Here is a 21,222-nt window from a genome sequence, read left to right on the forward strand (position 1 = left end):
GACGACCCTGGAGAGGCCCTTGGTCTACCGCCACACCATCGACGCGACGACCTACACGTTCCCGGACCTGCGCGACCTTCTCGCCAAGGCGACGCCGCCGCGCTCCGGCGACCGGCTGGCCGGGATCGCCGCCGCCAGCGCCGAGCAGACGATCGCGGCGCGGATGGCGCTCGCCGATCTCCCCCTCGGACAGTTCCTCCAGGAAGCCGTCATCCCCTATGAGGCCGACGAGGTCACCCGACTCGTCGTCGACAGCCACGACGCAAAGGCCTTTGCGCCGGTGGCCTCGCTGACGGTCGGCGCTTTCCGCGACTGGCTGCTATCGGACGCCGCCACGCCCGAGGCATTGAAAATGCTCGCGCCCGGCCTCACGCCGGAAATGGCGGCCGCGGTCTCGAAACTGATGCGCAACCAGGATCTGATCCTGGCGGCGCGGAAGTGTGAGGTCACCACCGCCTTCCGCAACACCATCGGCCTGAAGGGGCGGATGAGCACGCGGCTGCAGCCGAACCATCCGTTCGACGATGCCAGGGGCATCACCGCCTCGATCCTCGACGGCATCCTGCTCGGGGCCGGCGATGCCTGCATCGGCATCAACCCGGCGAGTGACGATCCGGCCGTCGTCGCCCAATTGCTGCGGCTGCTCGACGAGATCATCGCGCGGCTGAAGATCCCGACCCAGGGCTGCGTGCTCACCCATGTCACGACGACGCTGTCGCTGATCGGGCAGGGCGTGCCGGTCGATCTCGTCTTCCAGTCGGTCGCCGGCACCGAAGCCGCCAACCGCAGCTTTGGCGTCGACCTCGCGCTTCTGAGGGAAGCCCACGAGGCCGGGTTGTCTCAGCGGCGCGGCACCGTCGGGCAGAACGTGATGTATTTCGAGACTGGCCAGGGCTCGGCGTTGTCGGCGGGCGCCCATCACGGCGTCGACCAGCAGACCTGCGAGGCGCGCGCCTATGCGGTCGCCCGCGCCTTTGCGCCGCTTCTGGTCAACAGCGTGGTCGGCTTCATCGGACCGGAATATCTCTATGACGGCAAGGAAATCATCCGGGCCGGGCTAGAGGATCATTTCTGCGGCAAGCTGCTCGGCCTGCCGCTTGGGGTCGACATCTGCTACACCAACCACGCCGAGGCGGACCAGGACGACATGGACAATCTGCTGACGCTGCTCGCCGCCGCCGGCGTCACCTTCATCATGGGCGTGCCCGGTGCCGACGACGTCATGCTGAACTACCAGTCGACCTCTTTTCACGACGCGCTTTATGTCCGTGACGTCTTTTCCCTGCGCCGCGCGCCGGAATTCGATGACTGGCTGGTGTTATCAGGCATTGCCGGCGCCGACTTCCGCCTTGCCGGAGATGCAGGCCTGCTGCCCGATTTTGCCTCGCGGCTGATCGCGTAAGATCACGGAAAACGCCCGGGAAACTATTGGTGCCCCTCGCGAATTGAATGCCGGCCACAATATTGAGAAATTCCGGCGACAGCATTACGCTAGGTGACTGGCTGGCAATTTCCGCACCATTCGGTCGAGCGTGGCGGGGGAGCTTTGATGCGAGCTGAAAGTAACGGAACGTCCCGGCGGATTCTCTGTGTGTTTCCGCGCTACACCTCGTCGTTCGGCACGTTCGAGCATTCCTATCCTCTGACCGACGGCGTCCGCGCCTTCATGCCGCCGCAGGGGCTGCTGCTGATTTCCGCCTATCTTCCGAAAGAGTGGCAGGTCAAATTCGTCGACGAGAACCTTCGCCGCACGTCGAAGGAGGAGTTCGAATGGGCCGAGGCGGTCTTCGTCAGCGGCATGCACATCCAGCGCCAGCAGATGAACGACATCTGCCGCCGCGCCCATGAATTCGATCTGCCGGTCGCGCTCGGCGGTCCCTCGGTCAGCGCCTGCCCGGATTACTATCCGTCGTTCGACTATCTGCATGTGGGCGAACTCGGCGACGCGACCAACCGGCTGATCGACATCCTGTCGCGCGACACCTCGCGGCCCGCGCAGCAGGTCGTGCTCACGACCAAGGACCGCGTGCCGATGACGGAGTTTCCGATCCCGGCCTACGAACTGGCCGACGTCAAGAAATACTTCCTCGGCAGCATTCAGTATTCCAGCGGCTGTCCCTATCAGTGCGAGTTCTGCGATATCCCCGGCCTCTACGGGCGCAATCCCCGGATCAAGACGCCGGAGCAGATCATCGCCGAGCTCGACCGTCTGCGCGAATGCGGCATGACCGACACCGTCTATTTCGTCGACGACAATTTCATCGGCAATCGCAAGGCGGCGATGGACCTGCTGCCGCATCTGATCCAATGGCAGAAGCGGACCGGCTACGTGGTGCGGCTCGCCTGCGAGGCGACGCTCAACATCGCCAAGCGACCCGAGATCCTCGAGAAGATGCGCGAGGCCTATTTCATCACCATCTTCTGCGGCATCGAGACGCCCGACCCCGATGCACTGAAGGCGATGCACAAGGATCACAACATGATGGTCCCGATCCTGGAGGGCGTGCGCACCATCAATTCCTACGGCATGGAGGTCGTGTCCGGCATCATCATGGGACTCGACACCGACAAGCCGAACACGTCGGAGGCGCTGCTCGCTTTCGTCGAGGAGTCCCGGATTCCGCTGCTCACCATCAACCTGCTCCAGGCGCTGCCGAAGACACCGCTGTGGGACCGGCTGGAGCGTGAGGGACGCCTGGTCGACGACGACCGTCGCGATTCCAATGTCGATTTCCTGTTGCCCTATGACGAGGTCGTCGCATCCTGGAAACACACCATGGCGGTCGCTTACGCGCCCGAGAAGGTCTACGCCCGTTACCAGTATCAATGCGACCACGTCTACGTGCACCGCCTCAAGATGCCGGTGCCGGACGAGATGAAGACCTGGCCCAATATCAGACGCGCCCTCGTCATGCTGCGCAACATCTTCTGGAAGGTCGGCGTGCTCGGCGACTACAGGCGCGTGTTCTGGAAATTCGCGCTCGGACGCATCAAGCGCGGCGACATCGAAGGCCTGATCGGCTGCACCCTGACCGCGCACCACCTCATCACCTTTGCGCGCGCGGCCTCCAGCGGCAAGCAGAACGCCTCGAACTATTCCATTCGCCTGCGCGAGGCCGCCATTCCCGCCGAATGATGCGACATGTCTGATCCGCCTCCGCCGCGCCGTCCCACGCTCGATCTGCGGACGTTCACGCCCGCACGCGTTGCGCTGGGCCGCAGCGGCGCGAGCGTGCCGACGCGCGCGCTGCTCGATTTCACGCTCGACCATGCCCGCGCCCGCGATGCTGTGCATGCCGTCTTCGAGGTGCCGCGTCTGGTCACCGATCTCCGCGCGCTAGGCCTGGTCGTGACCGAGGTGAGGAGCCGGGCGGTCGACCGCAGGGACTATCTGCGGCGGCCGGACCTTGGACGGCAGCTTGATGCCGGCTCAGCCGAGCTTCTGGCGCAAAGGGCCTCGGCGCCGTGCCAGCTCGCGGTCGTGATCGGCGAGGGCCTGTCGGCGGCAGCGGTCCACGGCCATGCGGTGGCGCTGCTGAGGCGCCTGCTGCCGCTGCTCGCGGCCGGCGATGGTGTCGCGATCGGCCATGTCATTGTCGCCTCGGGCGCGCGCGTCGCGCTCGGCGACGAGATCGGCGCGATTCTCGGCGCGCACATGGTCGCGATGCTGATCGGAGAGCGGCCGGGCCTGTCGGCGCCCGACAGCCTCGGCGCCTATCTGACCTTCGCGCCCAAACCCGGCCGCACCGACGCTGAGCGCAATTGCGTGTCGAACATCCACCGCGCTGGGTTGAGCTATGACGACGCTGCTTTCAAGGTCGCCTGGCTGGTCCGTGAGGGGCTCGCCCGGAAGACCACCGGCGTGGCGCTGAAGGACGAGAGCGCGGACCGCGCGCCGCGTCGAATTGGCACGGCTTTGCTGGAATGACTAGCATTCCGGCAAAATCGCCGCATCTTGATCGATTCGGCCACATTTCGCCGGCTTGCGAGAAGGGTGATTGACCTGCTAAACCCCTCGCGGCGATTTTCCGCGCATTTTCAAAGGGCAAGCCTCCCATTGGTATGGCGTTTTCAAGCCGTTCGCGGGGCGTAATAAGCTCTCAAGACCGAACCGATTTAGGAACTGGATAAGGCATGCTCGAAAAGCACAGCGAGAATGAGGTTCATGTCGACAAGGTCGAGCAGGGACCTACGTCCTCGATCGCCTTCGGGCTGGAACGGCTCGGGCTGATCGCCGTCCGGACCCCGATCGTTTCCTGTATCGTCCTGCTCGCGCTGATCGTCGGCGCCGTGTTCGGCATTCACCGGATCAAGATCGACGATTCGCTGTCGCAGCTCTTCCGCTCCGACACCCGCGAATTCCACCAATACGAAGAGGTGACCAAGAAGTTCCCGGCCGAGGAGTTCGACGTTCTCGTCGTGGTTGAGGGCAAGGATCTGCTGGCGAGGAACAACCTGGAGAAGCTGCGGGACTTCATCACGGACCTGCAATTGGTCGAAGGCACGCGCGGGCTGGTCTCGCTGTTCTCTGCGCGCCAGGCGCCGGCGCCGGGCAAGCTGCCGGCGGCGCTGTTCCCGCCCGAGCTGCCCGAGGGCGCGGCCTATGACAAGTTCATCGAGACCGTCAAGAACAACGAGATCATCCGCGGCAAGCTGTTGTCGGAGGACGGCACGCTGGCCCTGATCGTGTTGTCGCTCGATCCGGAGGTGGTCGGCTCCAATAAGCTGACCAAGACCGTCGGCGACATCCGCGCGCTGATGAAGGAGGACCTTAGCGACACCGGGCTCAACGTGCAGCTCTCCGGCGTGCCGGTGATGCAGCTCGAGATCCGCAACGCGGTCGAACGCGACGGGCTCACCTACAACATCCTCGGCATCCTCGCCGGCTGTATCATCGCCATCATCTTCTTCCGCAAGATCTCGTTCATGGTCGCGGCGGCATTCCCGCCGATGATCGCGATCCTGCTGGCGCTCGGTGCGCTCGGCTGGGCTAATTTCAACCTTAACATGTTCCTGAACGTGATGACGCCGCTCATCATGGTCATCAGCTTCTCGGACTCGATGCAGCTCACCTTCGCCGCGCGCGACCGGCTGATCGCAGGCCAGGACAAGTTCACCGCGTTCAAGAACGCCGTGCTGGTGGTGGGACCGGCCTGCGTGCTGACGCACGGCACCGCCGGCATTTCCTTCATCGCGCTCCAATTCTCCGACTCCGACCTGATCCGCAAGTTTGGCGAAGCGGGCCTTGCTGCCACCATCATCGCGCTGGTCGCGGTGCTGTCGCTGGTGCCGGTGTTCGGCGTGCTGTTCGTGCGCAACGAGAAGGTTTTTGCGGTCAAGTTCCAGGGTGCCGATGCCGGCGTCCAGGCGCTGCGCAATTTCTGCTATTGGATCGCGGTGCGCATGGTCGGCCGTCCCGGCCTGTTCAGCCTGATCGCGGTGCTGTTCGTCGGCGGCCTCGGCGTCATCTATGCCAATCTGGAGCCGCGCTACCGGCTCGCCGATCAGGTGCCGGACAAGCGCCAGGCGGTCGCCGCCAGCGACCGGCTCGACGCCAAGCTGACCGGTGCCAATCCGGTCAACGTTCTGATCGCGTTCCCCAAGGGCGAATCGCTCTATTCGCCGGAGACGCTCCAGACCATCGGCGACGTGCATGCGATCGTGGAGAAGGCGGCCGGTGTCGGCAACGTCTGGTCGCTCGAGACCCTGCGCCGCTGGCTGGCGGAAAAGGCCGGCAGCGCCGACGTCGCGACGCTGCAGGAATATGTCAACGTCATCCCCGAGCACCTGGTGCGGCGCTTCATCGACGCCGAGCAGGACGCGGTCGTGGTCGCCGGCCGTGTGCCGGACAAGGATTCCAGCCAGCTGCTGCCGATCGTCGACAAGCTCGATTCCGAACTCGACGCCGTCCGCAAGAAGCATCCCGGCTACGAGATTGCGGTGACGGGCCTCGCTGCGATTGCGGCGCGCAACTCGGCCAGCATGATCGAGAAGCTGAACCGCGGCCTCACCGTCGAATTCGCGCTGGTCGCGATCTTCATCGGCCTCGCCTTCCGCTCCTGGGTCGTGATGTTGGCCTGCATCCTGCCTGGCATCTTCCCGGTGGTGATGTCGGGTACGGTGCTGTGGGCGATGGGCGAGGGCCTGCAATTCGCCAGCGTCGTCGCGCTCACCGTCTCGTTCGGCCTCGGCCTCAGCGCCACCATCCACTTCCTCAACCGCCTGAGGCTCGAGAGCAAGCCGGGCGTCGGCTCGGCGCTCGCGGTGGAGCGCGCCACCGTCTTGGTCGGCCCGGCGCTGATCCTGACCACGGTGGTGCTGGCCTGCGGCCTCGTCGTGACCGTGTTCTCCGACCTGCCGTCGCTGCGGCTGTTCGGCTGGCTCAGCGCCTTCTCGATGGTGATGGCGCTCGTCGCCGACCTCTTCATCCTGCGGCCGACGGCGATGTGGCTGATCAATCTGCACGCGAAGCTGCAGGGCGACAAGCCGGCGATTTGAGCGGGAGGGCCCGGGCCGTCTCGTATTCGACGTCAAGCAGCCATACGCATGTCCATGTCAACAAAAAGCCCCCGGCTCGCGAGAGCCGGGGGCTTTGTTGCTCGTGAGCGGAAAGGACGTCAGCCCTTCGTCATCGTGATGTTGACGCCGCGGATTTCGCCCTTGGAAGAGATCTGCACCGTCTGCTTGGTGCCGTTGGTGCGCAGTGACAGATTGGCGGCAAAACCGTTGGCCTCGACGAACACGTCGATCTGGCCGCCGCCGGCGGTGCCCTGGAGGTTGCCGAAGATGTTGCGGCTGGCTTCGCTCCAATTGCCGGAGATGCGGTCGCCCTGGCTCGTCACGTCGCTCGTGAGGTCGAACTTGTAGCTGTCGGACGCGCAGTGCAGCGCCTGCTTGAGGTTGAGGCCGCTGCCGGCGACCTTGTAATCGGCCTTGCAGCGGATGCGTTCGGTGGAGCCGTCGGACAGCGACACCGTGCCGGTGCCGGTCCACGCGCCGTCAAAACCGGCAAATGGGCCGGACGATTGAGCATGGCTTGCCGACACTGAGAAGAGCAGCGCAGCCCCGATGCCGACCGCCTTGATTGCCTGTCCAGATCGCCCAAAGAATGTCATCTCAAATATCCCGTTTTGGAACGACGTCCATTCAAGACAAGGACGTCTCGCCACATCGAAAGTTTAGTGTTCCGAGCCTGTGCTAGGTTCAACGCGTGACCACCGAAGATGGTGCTTCGTGCCACGCGCAATAACGCGATTCCCCGTGTTTCGGTGTGTTTCTGACCGAAACAGCGAGGCGGAGAGATGCAGCTCTGCAACAGATCCCAGCCAAAACGCGATGTTCCAGAATTATCTCGTAGTATCAGCCTCTTACATCTGCCAATGAAGGCGCAGGGAAGACCTGATTTGGTGGAAGTGGCGCCAATTTGGCCGCATTTGCCAGTGCTTGTGCCTTCTCTGAGCCCGCTACTCCCGCGGCAACTTGCCATCAGAAGAATCCGCGCCGGACATCCGCCCTGTGCAGCCCGTGATCGGTGCGATTCTGCCGTCAGAATGAAGGAATACAATGCGTAAGCTTCTCGTCGCTCTCACCCTGCTGTCGGCCTCTCTTTCGACGGCGGCGTTCGCCCAGCAAGGGCGTGGCACGGACGCTGAGCAGAAGGCCTGCACACGCGACGTGCAGAAGTTCTGCCGTCCGGTCATCGACCAGGGCGATTTCACCGTCCTGGCCTGCCTCAAGGAGAACCGGGCCAAGATCTCGCAGGCCTGCGACCAGGTCCTGAAGAACCACAACCAGTAAGCTCGGCCGCTGGCCGACAAGGGCGGCCTGGGCCGCCTTTGTCGGCGCGATCCGCAAGGGGCAGCCATCGAGAGACAGGATTGGTTTTGCGGCCGTATTCCCCTATATGGGGGCCGCCGGCATGAGCCCGCGCGAGCGAAAAAGCCCTTCCTGTCCAACCGATTGTAAACCAGCCCTCGATGACCTCTGCGAGCGAATTGCGATCCGGCAAGAGTGACCGCGACGAGAATTTTCCCGTCGCGTCCTGGATCATTCATCCGCGTCATCGCGCGCTGATTCTGGCGTATTACAATTTCGTCCGCACCGCCGACGACATCGCCGACCATTCGACGCTGCCGCCCGACGAAAAGCTCGCTTATCTCGACCTGCTCGAGGCGGAACTGCTCGGCAGGGGCGACACCCAGGCCGAATCGGTCACCCTGCGCCGTGCACTGGCCGAGCGCGGCATGGCGCCGCGCCATGCGCTCGACGTGCTCATCGCCTTCCGCATGGACGTCACCAAGCTGCGCTACGAGAATTGGGACGAGGTCATCCACTATTGCCGCTATTCGGCGATGCCGGTCGGCCGCTTCATGCTCGACGTTCATGGTGAGAGCACCTCGACCTGGGCTGCCTCGGATGCGCTCTGCGCGGCGCTCCAGATCAACAACCACCTCCAGGATTGCGGCAAGGATTTTCGCGAACTCAACCGCGTCTATCTGCCGCGCGATGCGCTGGCCGCGAGCGGCGCCTCCGTCGAGCAGCTCGGGCTGACGCAGTCGCCGCCGGCGATGCTGGCCTGCCTTCAGGCGCTCGCCGTGCGTAACGAAGCGCTGCTGAACGAGAGCAAGTCGCTCAGCGCGCAGGTGAGGGACTTCCGCCTGGGCGTCGACATTTCGGTGATCCAGGCCTATGCCGACCGCATCGTGCGCCTGCTCAAGGTGCGCGATCCCCTGCGCCAGCGCGTGCATCTGAACAAGCTCGAGCTGCTCGCCTTCAGTCTCGCCGGGATGATTGGCGAAGTCGGCCGTCGCGCGATCGGACGCAGGGCCATTTCCAGACCGGGGACTGCACATGACGCTTGAGGCGACCTCGCCCGGCGCCAATTATGGTTCGACCGCATCCGGCAGCTCTTTCTACGCCGCGATGCGCATCCTGCCGCATGATCAGCGCGAAGCGATGTTCCAGATCTACAGCTTCTGCCGCCAGGTCGACGACATCGCCGATTCTGACGGCCCGCGCGCGGAGCGGCTTGCCGCGCTTCAGCAGTGGCGCAACGACATCGATGCGCTCTATCAGGGCAATCCGCCGCCGCGCCTGAAGGACTACGTCGCCTCGGTGAAGACCTTCGGGCTGAAGCGCGAGGACTTCCTTGCCATCGTCGACGGCATGGAGATGGACGTGCCGCAGGACATCCGCGCGCCCGATATGGCGACCCTCGATCTCTACTGCGATCGTGTCGCCAGCGCCGTGGGGCGCCTGTCGGTGCGGGTGTTCGGCCTGCCTGAAGAAGACGGTATCCTGCTTGCCCATCATCTCGGCCGCGCGCTTCAGCTCACCAACATCCTGCGCGACATCGATGAGGACGCTGGCCTCGGCCGGCTCTATCTGCCGCGCGAGGCGCTGCTGCATGCCGGCATCACCGCCACCGATCCCAACCGCGTCATCGCCGAGCGCGCGCTGCCGAAAGTCTGTCTGCCGCTGGCGCAGCGCGCGAAATCGCATTTCGAGAAGTCGGACGAGATCATGAACCGCAACAAGCGCCGCGCGGTGCGCGCGCCGCGGATCATGTCGAAATACTATCATTCCATTCTGGACCTCCTGATGGCGCGCGGCTTCGACGCGCCGCGCGCGCCGGTGCGTGTGTCGAAGATCACACGCATCCTGATCCTGCTCCGTTACGCTTTCATCTGATGCAAAAGACAGTTCATATCATCGGCGCCGGGATTTCCGGCCTCTCCGCCGCCGTGCGGCTCGCCAATGCCGGCTTCAAGGTCGCCGTGCACGAGGCAACGCACCAGGCCGGCGGCCGCTGCCGGTCCTATTTCGACGGCGCCACCAATCTCACCATCGATAATGGCAATCATCTGCTGCTGTCGGGCAACAGCCATGCGCGTGCCTATGCGCGCGCGATCGGCACCGAGGCCGGCCTTGTCGGCCCCGAGCGCGCGCAGTTTCCCTTCGTCGACATCAAGACCGGGCAACGCTGGCAGATCGATCTCGGCGATGGCCGGCTGCCGACCTGGGTCCTCGACGAGAGCCGCCGGGTGCCCGATACCGGGCTGAGCGATTATCTCAAGCTGGCGCCGCTGATCTGGGCGTCGGAGGAGACACTGGTCGGCAAGTCCATTCCTTGCGAGGGCATCCTCTATCAGCGTCTGGTGCAGCCGTTGCTGCTGGCGGCGCTCAATGTCGATCCGCCCGAGGGCTCGGCCGGGCTCGCCGGCGCGATCGTGCGCGAGACGCTGCTCGCGGGGGGGCAGGCCTGCCGTCCCCTGATCGCGCGCGACGGCCTCAGCGCCGTCCTGATCGAGCCTGCTGTGAAATTCTTGGCTGAGCGCGGCCACACGGTTCAGCTCGGCCATGAGCTGCGTTCGTTTTACACCAATGACGGCAAGGTCGCCGCGCTGAATTTCGGCGGCGAGGACGTGATCGAGCTCAGTGAGGGGGACGTCATCGTAATGGCGGTGCCACCCCGCGCCGCCGCCAGCCTGCTGCCCGGCCTGAAGACGCCCACCGAATTCCGCGCCATCGTGAACGCGCATTTCCGCTTCGAACCGCCGCCGGGCTCTGCGCCGATCCTCGGCGTGATCGGCGGCGTTGTGGAGTGGCTGTTCGCGTTCCCGAACCGACTTTCCGTCACCATCAGCAATGGCGACCGCCTGGTCGACATGCCGCGCGAGGAACTCGCGCAGGCGATCTGGAACGACGTCTGCAAGGCCGGCGGCGTGTCCGGTGAGTTGCCTCCGTGGCAGATCGTGCGTGAGCGCCGCGCCACGTTTGCCGCGACGCCAGCGCAGAATGCCCTGCGTCCGGCGCCGGTCACTGCGCTGAAAAACCTGTTCCTTGCTGGGGATTGGACTGCTACGGGATTGCCGGCAACCATCGAGGGATCGGTCCGGTCGGGCGATCGCGCCGCCGATCTGATTCTCGCCGCACAGCGGCCCTGACGGGCAAATGTCCCGGTCAATTTCAATCGACAATCGGAGCAATCGAGCGACATGGATTCCGTGAACGCGACCAGCCGCGAAGCCTTGGATCCAAGCATCTTGGAATCGAGCATTGCATCGGCGACGCAAGGCGTCCTCGGCTTCCAGCAAGCGGACGGCCATTGGGTGTTCGAGCTCGAGGCCGACTGCACGATTCCGGCCGAGTATATCCTGCTGCGCCATTATCTCGCCGAGCCCGTCGACACTTTGCTCGAAGCCAAGATCGGCAACTATCTGCGTCGCGTCCAGGGTGCCCATGGCGGCTGGCCGCTGGTGCATGACGGTGAGTTCGACATGAGCGCCAGCGTGAAAGCCTATTTCGCGCTGAAGATGATCGGCGATTCCATCGATGCCCCGCACATGGTGCGTGCGCGCGAGGCCATTCATGCCCGCGGCGGAGCGATTCACAGCAACGTCTTCACGCGCTTCCTGCTCGCGACATTCGGCGTCGTGACCTGGCGCGCGGTGCCGGTGCTGCCGATCGAGATCGTGCTGCTGCCGTTCTGGTCGCCGTTCCACCTCAACAAGATCTCCTATTGGGCGCGCACAACGATGGTGCCGCTGATGGTGATCGCCGCGCTGAAGCCGCGTGCGAAGAATCCGAAGGGCGTCGGCATCGACGAGCTGTTCCTGCAGGATCCGCGTTCGATCGGCATGACCGCGAAGGCGCCGCACCAGAGCATGGCCTGGTTCCTGCTCTTCCGCTCGCTCGATGCGATCCTGCGCGTGATCGAGCCGATGTTTCCCAAGAGCCTGCGCAAGCGCGCGATTGATGCGGCGCTCGCCTTCACAGAGGAGCGGCTCAACGGCGAGGATGGCATGGGCGCGATCTATCCGCCCATGGCTAATATCGTCATGATGTATGACGCGCTCGGAAAGGACGAGAATTATCCGCCACGCGCGACGACGCGGCGGGGCATCGACAAGCTGCTCGTTATCAAAGACGACGAAGCCTATTGCCAGCCCTGCGTCTCGCCGGTGTGGGACACGACGTTGACGGCCCATGCGCTGCTGGAAGCTGGCAACGCGCCAGCCGTGCCGGCCGCCAAGCGTGGCCTCGATTGGTTGATCCCGAAGCAGGAGCTCGAAGTGAAGGGCGATTGGGCGGTGAAGCGGCCCAACGTGCGTCCGGGCGGCTGGGCCTTCCAGTACAACAATGCCCATTATCCCGATCTCGACGACACCGCCGTCGTGGTGATGTCGATGGACCGGATGCGCCGGGAGCACGGCGCGACCGGCTATGACGCCGCGATCGCCCGCGGCCGGGAGTGGATCGAGGGCATGCAAAGCGACGACGGCGGCTGGGCTGCCTTCGACGTCAACAATCTCGAATATTACCTGAACAATATCCCGTTCTCCGACCACGGCGCGCTGCTCGACCCGCCAACCGAGGACGTCACCGCGCGCTGCATCTCGATGCTGGCCCAGCTCGGCGAGACCGCGAAGACCAGCAAGCAGGTGGCCGACGGGGTCGCTTACTTGCGGAAAACCCAGCATCCGGAAGGGTCCTGGTACGGCCGCTGGGGCATGAACTTCATCTACGGAACCTGGTCCGTGCTCTGTGCCCTCAACATGGCCGGCGTCGACCACAAGGACCCCACGATTCGCAAAGCCGTGGCCTGGCTGGCCTCGATCCAGAACGAGGACGGCGGCTGGGGCGAGGATGCCGTCAGCTATCGCCTGGACTACAAGGGCTGGGAGGCTGCGCCCTCGACCGCCTCGCAAACGGCATGGGCCTTGCTTGCCCTCATGGCGGCAGGCGAGGTTGATCACCCAGCCGTCGCCCGCGGGGTGGAGTACCTGATTGCAACACAAAACAAAAAAGGACTGTGGGACGAGCAGCGGTACACCGCCACAGGCTTCCCCCGCGTGTTCTATCTACGATATCATGGTTACCCAAAGTTCTTCCCGCTGTGGGCACTGGCGCGGTACCGGAACTTGCGGAACACCAACAGCAGGGTGGTAGGGGTCGGAATGTGACTTTGGGGACGGGGGACTATCTTACCGCGGGTAATACGATCGACCCGCGGCCGATACTGATCGTGACCGGTTTGGTTCAGGAGGCCCGCATTGCAGCCGGGCCCGGAATGGCGGTCATCTGTTCATCCAGCAGCCCGACCCAGTTGCGGGCCCTGCTGACGGTGGTGGATCCCGAAACGATTCGCGGTGTGATCTCGTTTGGTGTGGCTGGCGGGCTCGACCCGACCTTGCGCTCCGGTGACGTCGTGCTGGCGACCGAAGTGCTGTCCGGCGACACCCGCTGGGCCGCCGGCCTGTCGCTCGGCGACGACCTCATCGATCGCCTGACCTCGGGACGCCGCCGTGTCGTGCGCGGTAGCCTCGCCGGTGCCGAGGAAGTGGTCACCGGGCGGTCCTGCAAGGCGGCGCTGCATTCCGAGACGGGAGCAGCGGCCGTCGACATGGAGAGCCACATCGCGGCTGCCTACGCCGCCGAGGCCGGGCTGCCCTTTGCCGCGGTCCGCGTCATCAGCGACCCCGCCCATCGCGCGCTGCCGGCGCTCGCCCGCGCCGCCATTAAGCCGAACGGCCAGATCGACCTTCCGGCCGTGCTGCGCGGCATCGTGCGCAATCCGGCGACGCTGCATGCGCTGGTCTCGACCGGCCTCGACTTCAACCGCGCGCTGCGATCCTTGCGCGGCTGCCGCGACTTTCTGATCGGCACCGAGGTCGCCGGCAGCGAGACCCTGGTCTCAGAGGCGGCCTGAGCGGCTTCTTCGAGCTGACGAAAAGAAAGGCCCGGTCGCATTGGCGACCGGGCCCTTCTCTTAACTGCTTGGCCTGCCTCAAGCCGCCGTCGAAGCCTTCGTCGCCTTCTCCTGCGCTGCGAGAGCTTCGTCGCGGCGAATCTCCGAGAGCTTCTTCTGGACCTGCTCGGAGAAGATGTACTGAGCCGGGCGCTGCTTGGACATGTCGATCTCCGGCGCCATCGGGCCAGTGGTCCTGATGCCGCGCAGCGACACCCACATCGCCTTCAGCGGATTGTTGAGGGCTGCGGTCGCCGCGGTCGGCTCGTAGCCGCAATGGGCCATACAGTCGGCGCACTTCTCGTATTTGCCGGTGCCGTAGCTGTCCCAATCGGTGGTCTCCATCAGCTCCTTGAAGGTCTTCGCATAGCCTTCGCCGAGCAGGTAGCAGGGCTTCTGCCAGCCGAAGATGTTGCGCGCGGGCATGCCCCACGGCGTGCACTCGTATTCCTGGTTGCCGGCGAGGAAGTCCAGGAACAGGCCGGAATGCATGAAATTCCACTTCTTGCCCTTGCCCATGGCGAAGACGTCGCGGAACAGCTTCTTGGTCTTGGTGCGGTTGAGGAAGTGCTCCTGGTCCGGCGCGCGCTCATAGGCGTAGCCCGGGGACATCGAGACGCCGACGCCGAGCTCGACGGTGAAGTCGAGGAATTTCGCGATCTCCTCGGCCGGATGGCCGTCGAAGATGGTGGCGTTGACGTTGACGGTGAAGCCGCGCGCCTTGGCCGCCTTGATTGCGGAGACGGCGCGGTCGAACACGCCCTTCTGCGACACCGCCTTGTCGTGGTGATCGCGCAGGCCGTCGAGATGCACGGAGAAGAACAAATACGGGGAGGGCTCGAACAGATCCAGCTTCTTCTCAAGCAGCAGCGCGTTGGTGCAGAGCGAGACGAACTTCTTGCGCGCGACGAGGCCGCGCACGATCTCGCCGATCTCCTTGTGGATCAGCGGCTCGCCGCCGGGAATCGCGACCATTGGCGCGCCGCATTCGTCGGCGGCGTCCCAGCACTCCTGGGCCGTCATGCGGCGGTTGAGGATCGCGTCGGGATAATCGATCTTGCCGCAGCCGACGCAGGCGAGGTTGCAGCGAAATAGCGGCTCCAGCATGAGCACAAGCGGATAGCGTTTGCGGCCAAGCAGTTTCTGCTTGAGCAAATAGCCGCCGATACGCATTTCCTTGAAGAACGGGATGGCCATTACAAGTTTCTTTCTGGGCTTTGAATTCGGGTGGGTCAGCTCGCAGCCAGTTGGGCCGGAAGCCTGAATTCGATGTTTTCCTCGCGACCCGGCAACACCGAGACCTTCACGGGTCCGATCCGCCGCATCGCTTCGATCACGTCATCCACGAGTACCTCGGGCGCCGATGCGCCGGCCGTGACGCCAACAGTCCTGGCATCCTTCAACCACTCCGGATTGAGCTCGCTGCCGTCGGAAATCAAATAACTCGCGACGCCGGCTTCAGTGCCGATTTCGCGGAGCCGGTTCGAGTTCGAACTGTTGGCAGCGCCAACCACCAAGATCACGTCGACCAGCTTGCTCAAATCCCTTACCGCAGTTTGGCGGTTCTGTGTCGCATAGCAGATATCCCGGATATCCGGACCTTGAATATCTGTAAAGCGGGCCTGAAGGGCCGCGATGATGTCCTTGGTGTCGTCGACCGACAGGGTGGTCTGGGTGATGTAGGCCACTGGCGTATCCGCCGGCAGCGTCAGCGCCTTAACCTCTTCAACGCTTTGAACCAGCAGCACGGGAGCGGGAACCTGGCCCATCGTGCCCTCGACCTCGGGGTGGCCGGCATGGCCGATCAGGATCAGCGTGCGTCCCTTGGTGATGTAGCGCTTCCCCTGATTGTGAACTTTCGTGACCAGGGGGCAGGTGGCGTTCAGCACCGGAAGGTCCCGCGCGGCGGCCTCTTCCTCGACGCTGCGGGCGACGCCATGGGCGCTGAAGACGGTCACCGCTTTCGGCGGCACCTCGGACAATTCCTCGACGAAGATCGCCCCCTTGTTCTTCAGGCTCTCGACCACGTATTTGTTGTGCACGATCTCATGGCGCACGTAGACGGGCGGGCCGTACTTTTCCAAGGCCCGCTCCACGATCTCGATCGCACGCACCACGCCCGCGCAGAAGCCGCGCGGCTGCGCCAGATAAACTTCCATTGGACGTCCATCACGCAAGTTGCACCAATCCACTTCAAAGTTCCCGACAGCACCCGATAGTGACCAACGAGCTGCAATAACCGCACCATCGGTCTTGCGCACGCGGTAGCCGCCACTCCCCGTTTGGGGCTCCGGCGCATGGAGGCGCAATACTTTGTGTCAAAAAATCGGCAGCAAGGGAAGGCTGAATGAACCTAGGGTTCCCGACAAAATCCCATTCTATGGTATTATAGTAGAGTGATTCACGGTGAGCGAGATGCGGCACGGTGCTCACTCTTTCGTCACTTTCCCGCCTCAACTCCCCGGTTATACCGACCGCCCCGCATCATTTTTGCCACGCTCCTCCGCCGTTTACCTCGAACCTTCGCCCGGCGAGAGCCACTCAAAACAGCAATAGGTTTCGCCCGGGAACTCCGATAAACAGCGGGCGTTTCCGGCAAGCTGTTAACCGCAGAAAGAAAAGAAGTGCTGCAAAGCGTAGTCGTTGCCATTGTCAGGGCCTGCACCCGGTTTGCCTCCCTCGTCGTCGTTCTCGGGCTCCTGCTGTCGGTGGGAGCGGGCTATTACGCTGCGCGCCACTTCGCCATCAACACCGACATCAATTCGCTGATTGCCCAGAATCTCGACTGGCGCCAGCGCGACCAGCAGTTCGACCGCGCCTTCGACCGCGACGCGACTATCACGGCGGTCGTCGAGGCCAAGACGCCCGAAATGGCGAGCGCCGCGGCGGACGCGCTCTTTGCCAAGCTGAAAGACGACAAGACCAACTTCCAGTCGATGCAGCAGCTCGGCAGCGGCGAGTTCTTCGAGAAGAACGGCCTGTTGTTCCTGCCGACCGAGGAGGTCGGCAAGATTACCGGTCAGTTCGAATCCGCAGCGCCCCTGATCGAGATCATGGCGGGCGACCCCTCGATCCGCGGCCTGACCGGCGCGCTCGAGACCGGACTTGCCGGCGTCAAGCGCGGCCAGGTCAAGCTCGACAGCACGGAACGGCCCTTCAACCTGATCGCGCAGACGGTCGAGACCGTGCTCAACAAGGGCAATGCCAGCTTCTCCTGGCGCGAGCTCGTCAGCGACGAGCCGCTGAAGGATTCGGACAAGCGCGCCTTCATCGAGTTCAAGCCGATCCTCGACTACAACGCGCTGGAGCCGGGCAAGGGCGCCACCGATGCAATCCGCAAGGCCGCAGCGGATCTGGATTTCCCCACCAAATACCAGGCGCGGGTGCGGCTGACCGGCCCGGTCCCGATCGCCAACGAGGAATACGCGACCGTCCAGGAAGGCGCCGTCGTCAACGGCATCGGCACGGTCCTCGTCGTGCTGCTCATCCTGTGGCTGGCGCTGCATTCGGCGAAGATCATCTTCGCGGTGTTCGTCAACCTCTTCGTGGGCCTCGCGATCACGACCGCGGCCGGCCTGATGATGGTCGGCTCTCTCAATCTGCTATCGATCGCGTTTGCGGTGCTGTTCGTCGGTCTCGGCGTCGATTTCGGCATCCAGTACAGCGTCCGTTACCGATCCGAGCGCTACAAGCACGACAATCTCTCGGGCGCGCTGGTGCTGGCCGCCAAGCGCTCGGCGGTGCCGCTGTCGCTCGCGGCGATGGCAACGGCCGCGGGCTTCCTCTGCTTCATGCCGACCGACTACAAGGGCATCTCCGAGCTCGGCCAGATCGCCGGCGTCGGTATGCTGGTGGCGTTCATCTCTTCGATCACCGTGCTGCCGGCGCTGTTGAAGCTGTTGAACCCGCCCGGCGAACCGGAGCCGGTCGGTTACGCCTTCCTGGCGCCGCTCGATCACTTCCTCGAAAAGCACCGCGTCCTGATCGTCGGCGGCACGCTGCTGCTGGCGCTCGGCGGCCTGCCGCTGCTCTACTTCATGAAATTCGACTTCAATCCGATGAATCTGCGCAACCCGCACGCCGAATCCATCGCGACCTTCCTCGACTTGCGCAAGGATCCCAACACCGGCGCCAATGCCATCAACGTGATGGCGACGTCGGAGGAGCAGGCAAGGCAGGTCGAAGCCAAGCTGGAGAAGGTGCCTGAGGTGCTGCGGGTGATGTCACTCGACAGCTTCGTGCCGCAGGATCAGCCGCCGAAGCTGAAGCTGCTCGCGCAGGGCGCCAAGGTGCTGAATCCCGCGCTCAATCCCGACCAGATCGATGCGGCTCCCTCCGATCAGGAGAACGTCGAATCGCTGAAATCCTCGGCTGACAATCTGCGCCGGACCGCGGGGGATGCGAAGGGCCCGGGTGCGGCCGCCTCGCGCCGGCTGGCGGACGCGCTCGAGAAGCTCGCCAATTCCGATGAGGCCACGCGCAACAAGGCGCAGGACGTGTTCGTCACGCCGATGAAGATCGTGTTCGACCAGCTCAGGAACGCGATGCAGGCCGAGCCGGTCACCCTGAAATCACTGCCGCCGGATCTCGTCAGCGCCTGGAAGAGCAAGGACGGCATCATCCGCGTCGAGGCATTGCCCAAGGGCGACCCCAATGACAACGACACCCTGCGCAAATTTGCCGCCGCAGTGCTCGCGGCCGAGCCGACCGCGATCGGCGGGCCGGTCTCGATCCTGAAATCCGGCGACACCGTGGTGAAGGCGTTCATCCATGCCGGCATCTATGCGCTGCTGGTGATCGGCTTGCTCTTGTGGGTCACGTTACGCCGGTTCGTCGACGTGCTGATGACGCTGGTGCCGCTCCTGGTTGCCGGCGCGGTGACACTCGAGATCTGCGTGTTGATCGGCCTGCCGCTCAACTTCGCCAACATCGTCGCATTCCCGCTGCTGCTCGGCGTCGGCGTCGCCTTCAAGATCTATTACGTCGTGGCGTGGCGCTCGGGCAGGACGAACCTGCTCCAGACCAGCCTGACACGCGCGATCTTCTTCAGCGCGCTGACAACGGCGACCGCGTTCGGCAGCCTGTGGCTGTCCAGCCATCCCGGCACGTCCAGCATGGGCAAGCTGCTCGCACTCTCCCTGGTGACGACGCTTGCCGCCGTGCTGCTGTTCCAGCCGGCCCTAATGGGCAAACCCCGCAATCTCAGGGAGTAGGCAGATGTCGCCGATCGGGTCGGCGGCGCCCTTCTGACCGGCCTTGGCTGCGCCGACGGCCTTCGGGGCAGCGGGGGCAGGTGCTGTGGCGCCCGTCGTTCCCTGGGCCTTCGGTGCCGCGCCGCTGGACTTCGGCGCGCCCCTGGCCATGGCGTTGGCGGGGCTCAAGGGGATCGGCGGACCAACCCGGGTCCAGGTCTCGCCCCCGCAGAGGAAGCCCATCACGCAGCCCTTGATTTCGAGCTGGTCGGTACCGGCCGGCGTGATGGTTGCACTGTAGAGCTGGCCGTCCTTCGCGTTGTAGACCTGTCCCTCCCACTGATCGACGCCGGGCTTCTTCTTCATGTCGATCAGGGTCGCCATGCCCAGCGTCGGCCTGTTCTTTTTCGACACATCCGGGTTGTTCTCGTCGCGGCCGCCAGGCTGCTTTTCCCAGGACACGGCACCCCACATGCTGCCGTTGCATTGGGCGACACGGATGTTGGCGACGCCGTCGGCGACCCGCCAGTCGCCGGTCGGGTCTGCGGCGAGCGCGGGGGTCGGACAGGTGTAACCGGCAGCCAGTATTATTCCGGTGTAAAGGGCTAAACGCATGATAGTTCCTTGGCAGTGCAACATCGCTTAAAGCTGTGCTTGCGAAGATGGTCCGAAAAAGGGCAAAAGGCCGCACAGAGCGTTTTCGACAGCGGTCCGTTTTCAGTTGACGAGACGGCCCTCAACCGAAGTATGTAGCGGATGCACAGTCCAAATCCAGACATGTCTGAGCTCTTCGCGGACCGTCAGGCCCAGCGTAGCGCCCTGCATAATCGGTATCTGAACGAGCAGTTCGTTCGGGTTCTGAAGACCATCGGATACGATGTCGGGTTCCAGAAAGGGCAGGGGCAGTACCTCTATGATCGCGATGGCGCGCGCTATCTTGACCTCTTGTCAGGGTTCGGCGTGTTTGCGATCGGGCGCAATCATCCCGTCATGCGTGAGGCGCTCAAGAGCGTGCTCGACGCGGACCTGCCCAATCTCGTCCAGTTCGATGTCTCGGTGCTCGCCGGCGTGCTTGCCGAGCGGCTTTTGAAGTACGTCCCTTATCTCGACAAGGCGTTCTTCGCCAATTCCGGCGCAGAATGCGTCGAAGCAGCGATCAAGTTCGCGCGCGGCGCGACCGGCCGGCCCGGCATCGTCTATTGCGCCCACGGCTATCACGGCCTGACCTATGGCGCGCTGTCGCTCACGGGTGATTCGAACTTCCGCACCGGATTCGAGCCGCTGCTGCCGGGCTGCACCCCGATCCCGTTCAACGATCTGGCCGCGCTCGAAAAGGCCCTGGCCTCGCGCGAGGTCGCAGCCTTCGTCGTCGAGCCGATCCAGGGCAAGGGCGTCAACATGCCCACCGACGAGTTCCTGCCCGGCGCGGCCGCGCTCTGCAAGAAATACGGCACGTTGTTCGTCGCCGACGAGATCCAGACCGGCATGGGCCGCACCGGCCGCTTCCTTGCGGTCGAGCACTGGAACGTCGAGCCCGACATGGTGCTGCTGTCGAAGTCGCTGTCGGGCGGCCACGTGCCGGTCGGCGCGGTGCTGACGCGCAAGAGCATCTTCGACAAGATCTTCAACCAGATGGATCGTGCGGTGGTGCACGGCTCCACCTTCTCCAAGAACGACCTCGCCATGGCTGCGGGCATCGCCACGCTCGACGTCATGGAGTCCGACAAGCTGATCGAGTCCGCCGCCAAGCGCGGCGCCGAACTGCGCCTCGCGCTGACGCGCATGGTGCCCGGCTACGAGCTGATGAAAGAAGTCCGCGGCAAGGGGCTGATCATCGGCGTCGAGTTCGGCCCGCCGAAGTCGCTGCGCCTTCGCGCTTCCTGGAACGTACTGGAGACCGCCAACAAGGGCCTGTTCTGCCAGCTCATCACGGTGCCGCTGTTCAAGGATCACAAGATTCTGACCCAGGTCGCCGGCCACGGCAGCCACACCATCAAGCTGCTGCCGCCGCTCACCATCACCGAGGAAGACTGCACCTGGATCGAGCGCGCCTTCGACGACGTCATCGCCGGCAGCCACAAGGTCCCCGGCGCGATCTGGTCGCTCGGCAAGACCTTGGTCGACAACGCGGTGCGACGGTCGGCGTAGTTTCGCCGATCGGTCTCAACGCGCGTCATTGGCTGTCGATGTTCAATAATTCGCTGATTGGATCGCGGTGGTCTTGGTAGCGGCGAAGGCCTTGGGAGTTTGTCCTGCCAAGGCCTGATGGGGTCTGTGGTT

General features: G+C 64.1%; 16 protein-coding genes. 12 read left to right on the top strand and 4 right to left on the bottom strand.

Annotated features, from left to right (window positions below; all coding sequences use genetic code 11):
• Positions 1-19 precede the first annotated feature (19 nt).
• From IVA78_RS30395 to IVA78_RS30410, 4 genes are all read left to right on the top strand, one after another.
• Complete coding sequence (locus IVA78_RS30395) at positions 20-1,402, top strand: ethanolamine ammonia-lyase subunit EutB (RefSeq protein WP_247278909.1); 1,383 nt, start codon at positions 20-22, stop codon at positions 1,400-1,402.
• Positions 1,403-1,549: 147 nt separating this feature from the next.
• Complete coding sequence (locus IVA78_RS30400) at positions 1,550-3,136, top strand: B12-binding domain-containing radical SAM protein (RefSeq protein WP_247278908.1); 1,587 nt, start codon at positions 1,550-1,552, stop codon at positions 3,134-3,136.
• A gap of 6 nt (positions 3,137-3,142) precedes the next feature.
• Positions 3,143-3,928: an ethanolamine ammonia-lyase subunit EutC gene (eutC, locus tag IVA78_RS30405; protein WP_247278907.1), complete on the top strand. Its 786-nt coding sequence runs from the start codon at positions 3,143-3,145 to the stop codon at positions 3,926-3,928.
• 206 nt (positions 3,929-4,134) lie between these two features.
• Positions 4,135-6,498, top strand: coding sequence for an MMPL family transporter (locus IVA78_RS30410; protein ID WP_247278906.1), 2,364 nt, complete (start codon positions 4,135-4,137; stop codon positions 6,496-6,498).
• Positions 6,499-6,617: 119 nt separating this feature from the next.
• Here the strand turns inward: IVA78_RS30410 and IVA78_RS30415 are convergent, their stop codons facing one another.
• Positions 6,618-7,115, bottom strand: a complete 498-nt coding sequence (locus IVA78_RS30415) for a hypothetical protein (protein WP_247278905.1) — start codon at positions 7,113-7,115, stop codon at positions 6,618-6,620.
• Positions 7,116-7,563: 448 nt separating this feature from the next.
• Between IVA78_RS30415 and IVA78_RS30420 the strand changes: the two genes are divergently transcribed.
• The 6 genes from IVA78_RS30420 to IVA78_RS30445 all read left to right on the top strand — a co-directional run bounded on the left by IVA78_RS30420 (position 7,564) and on the right by IVA78_RS30445 (position 13,711).
• Positions 7,564-7,797, top strand: coding sequence for a hypothetical protein (locus tag IVA78_RS30420; protein ID WP_166817451.1), 234 nt, complete (start codon positions 7,564-7,566; stop codon positions 7,795-7,797).
• 179 nt (positions 7,798-7,976) lie between these two features.
• Positions 7,977-8,861, top strand: a complete 885-nt coding sequence (gene hpnC / locus IVA78_RS30425; protein WP_247278904.1) for a squalene synthase HpnC — start codon at positions 7,977-7,979, stop codon at positions 8,859-8,861.
• Positions 8,851-9,690, top strand: coding sequence for a presqualene diphosphate synthase HpnD (gene hpnD, locus IVA78_RS30430; protein ID WP_247278903.1), 840 nt, complete (start codon positions 8,851-8,853; stop codon positions 9,688-9,690). The genes hpnC and hpnD overlap by 11 nt, the downstream gene beginning before the upstream one ends.
• Positions 9,690-10,946 carry a hydroxysqualene dehydroxylase HpnE gene (gene hpnE / locus IVA78_RS30435; RefSeq protein ID WP_247278902.1) on the top strand — a complete coding sequence of 419 codons (1,257 nt, stop codon included), beginning with the start codon at positions 9,690-9,692 and terminating at the stop codon, positions 10,944-10,946. Before hpnD ends, hpnE begins: the two co-directional genes overlap by 1 nt.
• A gap of 51 nt (positions 10,947-10,997) precedes the next feature.
• The gene (shc, locus tag IVA78_RS30440; protein WP_247278901.1) at positions 10,998-12,965 is read left to right on the top strand and encodes a squalene--hopene cyclase; all 1,968 of its coding nucleotides are present in this window, start codon (positions 10,998-11,000) and stop codon (positions 12,963-12,965) included.
• Positions 12,962-13,711 (top strand): phosphorylase, encoded by a 750-nt coding sequence (locus tag IVA78_RS30445; protein ID WP_247278900.1) that lies wholly within the window; start codon positions 12,962-12,964, stop codon positions 13,709-13,711. Before shc ends, IVA78_RS30445 begins: the two co-directional genes overlap by 4 nt.
• A 78-nt stretch (positions 13,712-13,789) precedes the next feature.
• On the opposite strand, the gene hpnH is transcribed toward IVA78_RS30445, so the two are convergent.
• Together hpnH and ispH are read right to left on the bottom strand one after the other, a co-directional pair.
• Complete coding sequence (hpnH, locus tag IVA78_RS30450) at positions 13,790-14,947, bottom strand: adenosyl-hopene transferase HpnH (protein WP_247278899.1); 1,158 nt, start codon at positions 14,945-14,947, stop codon at positions 13,790-13,792.
• 35 nt (positions 14,948-14,982) lie between these two features.
• Positions 14,983-15,909, bottom strand: coding sequence for a 4-hydroxy-3-methylbut-2-enyl diphosphate reductase (ispH, locus tag IVA78_RS30455; RefSeq protein WP_247278933.1), 927 nt, complete (start codon positions 15,907-15,909; stop codon positions 14,983-14,985).
• Between the two features lie 465 nt (positions 15,910-16,374).
• Between ispH and IVA78_RS30460 the strand changes: the two genes are divergently transcribed.
• Positions 16,375-18,963 carry an MMPL family transporter gene (locus IVA78_RS30460; RefSeq protein ID WP_247278898.1) on the top strand — a complete coding sequence of 863 codons (2,589 nt, stop codon included), beginning with the start codon at positions 16,375-16,377 and terminating at the stop codon, positions 18,961-18,963.
• Here IVA78_RS30460 and IVA78_RS30465 read toward each other — a convergent pair.
• Entirely contained in the window at positions 18,931-19,557 is a 627-nt protein-coding gene (locus IVA78_RS30465; protein ID WP_247278897.1) for a DUF2147 domain-containing protein, read from the bottom strand. The genes IVA78_RS30460 and IVA78_RS30465 overlap by 33 nt on opposite strands.
• Positions 19,558-19,698: 141 nt before the next feature.
• Here IVA78_RS30465 and hpnO point away from each other — a divergent pair, with 141 nt between their 5' ends.
• Entirely contained in the window at positions 19,699-21,090 is a 1,392-nt protein-coding gene (gene hpnO / locus IVA78_RS30470) for an aminobacteriohopanetriol synthase HpnO (protein WP_247278896.1), read from the top strand.
• Positions 21,091-21,222: the final 132 nt, after the last annotated feature.

The sequence above is a fragment of the Bradyrhizobium sp. 137 genome, from assembly GCF_023074095.1.
In the GTDB taxonomy this organism is placed as follows: Bacteria; Pseudomonadota; Alphaproteobacteria; order Rhizobiales; family Xanthobacteraceae; genus Bradyrhizobium.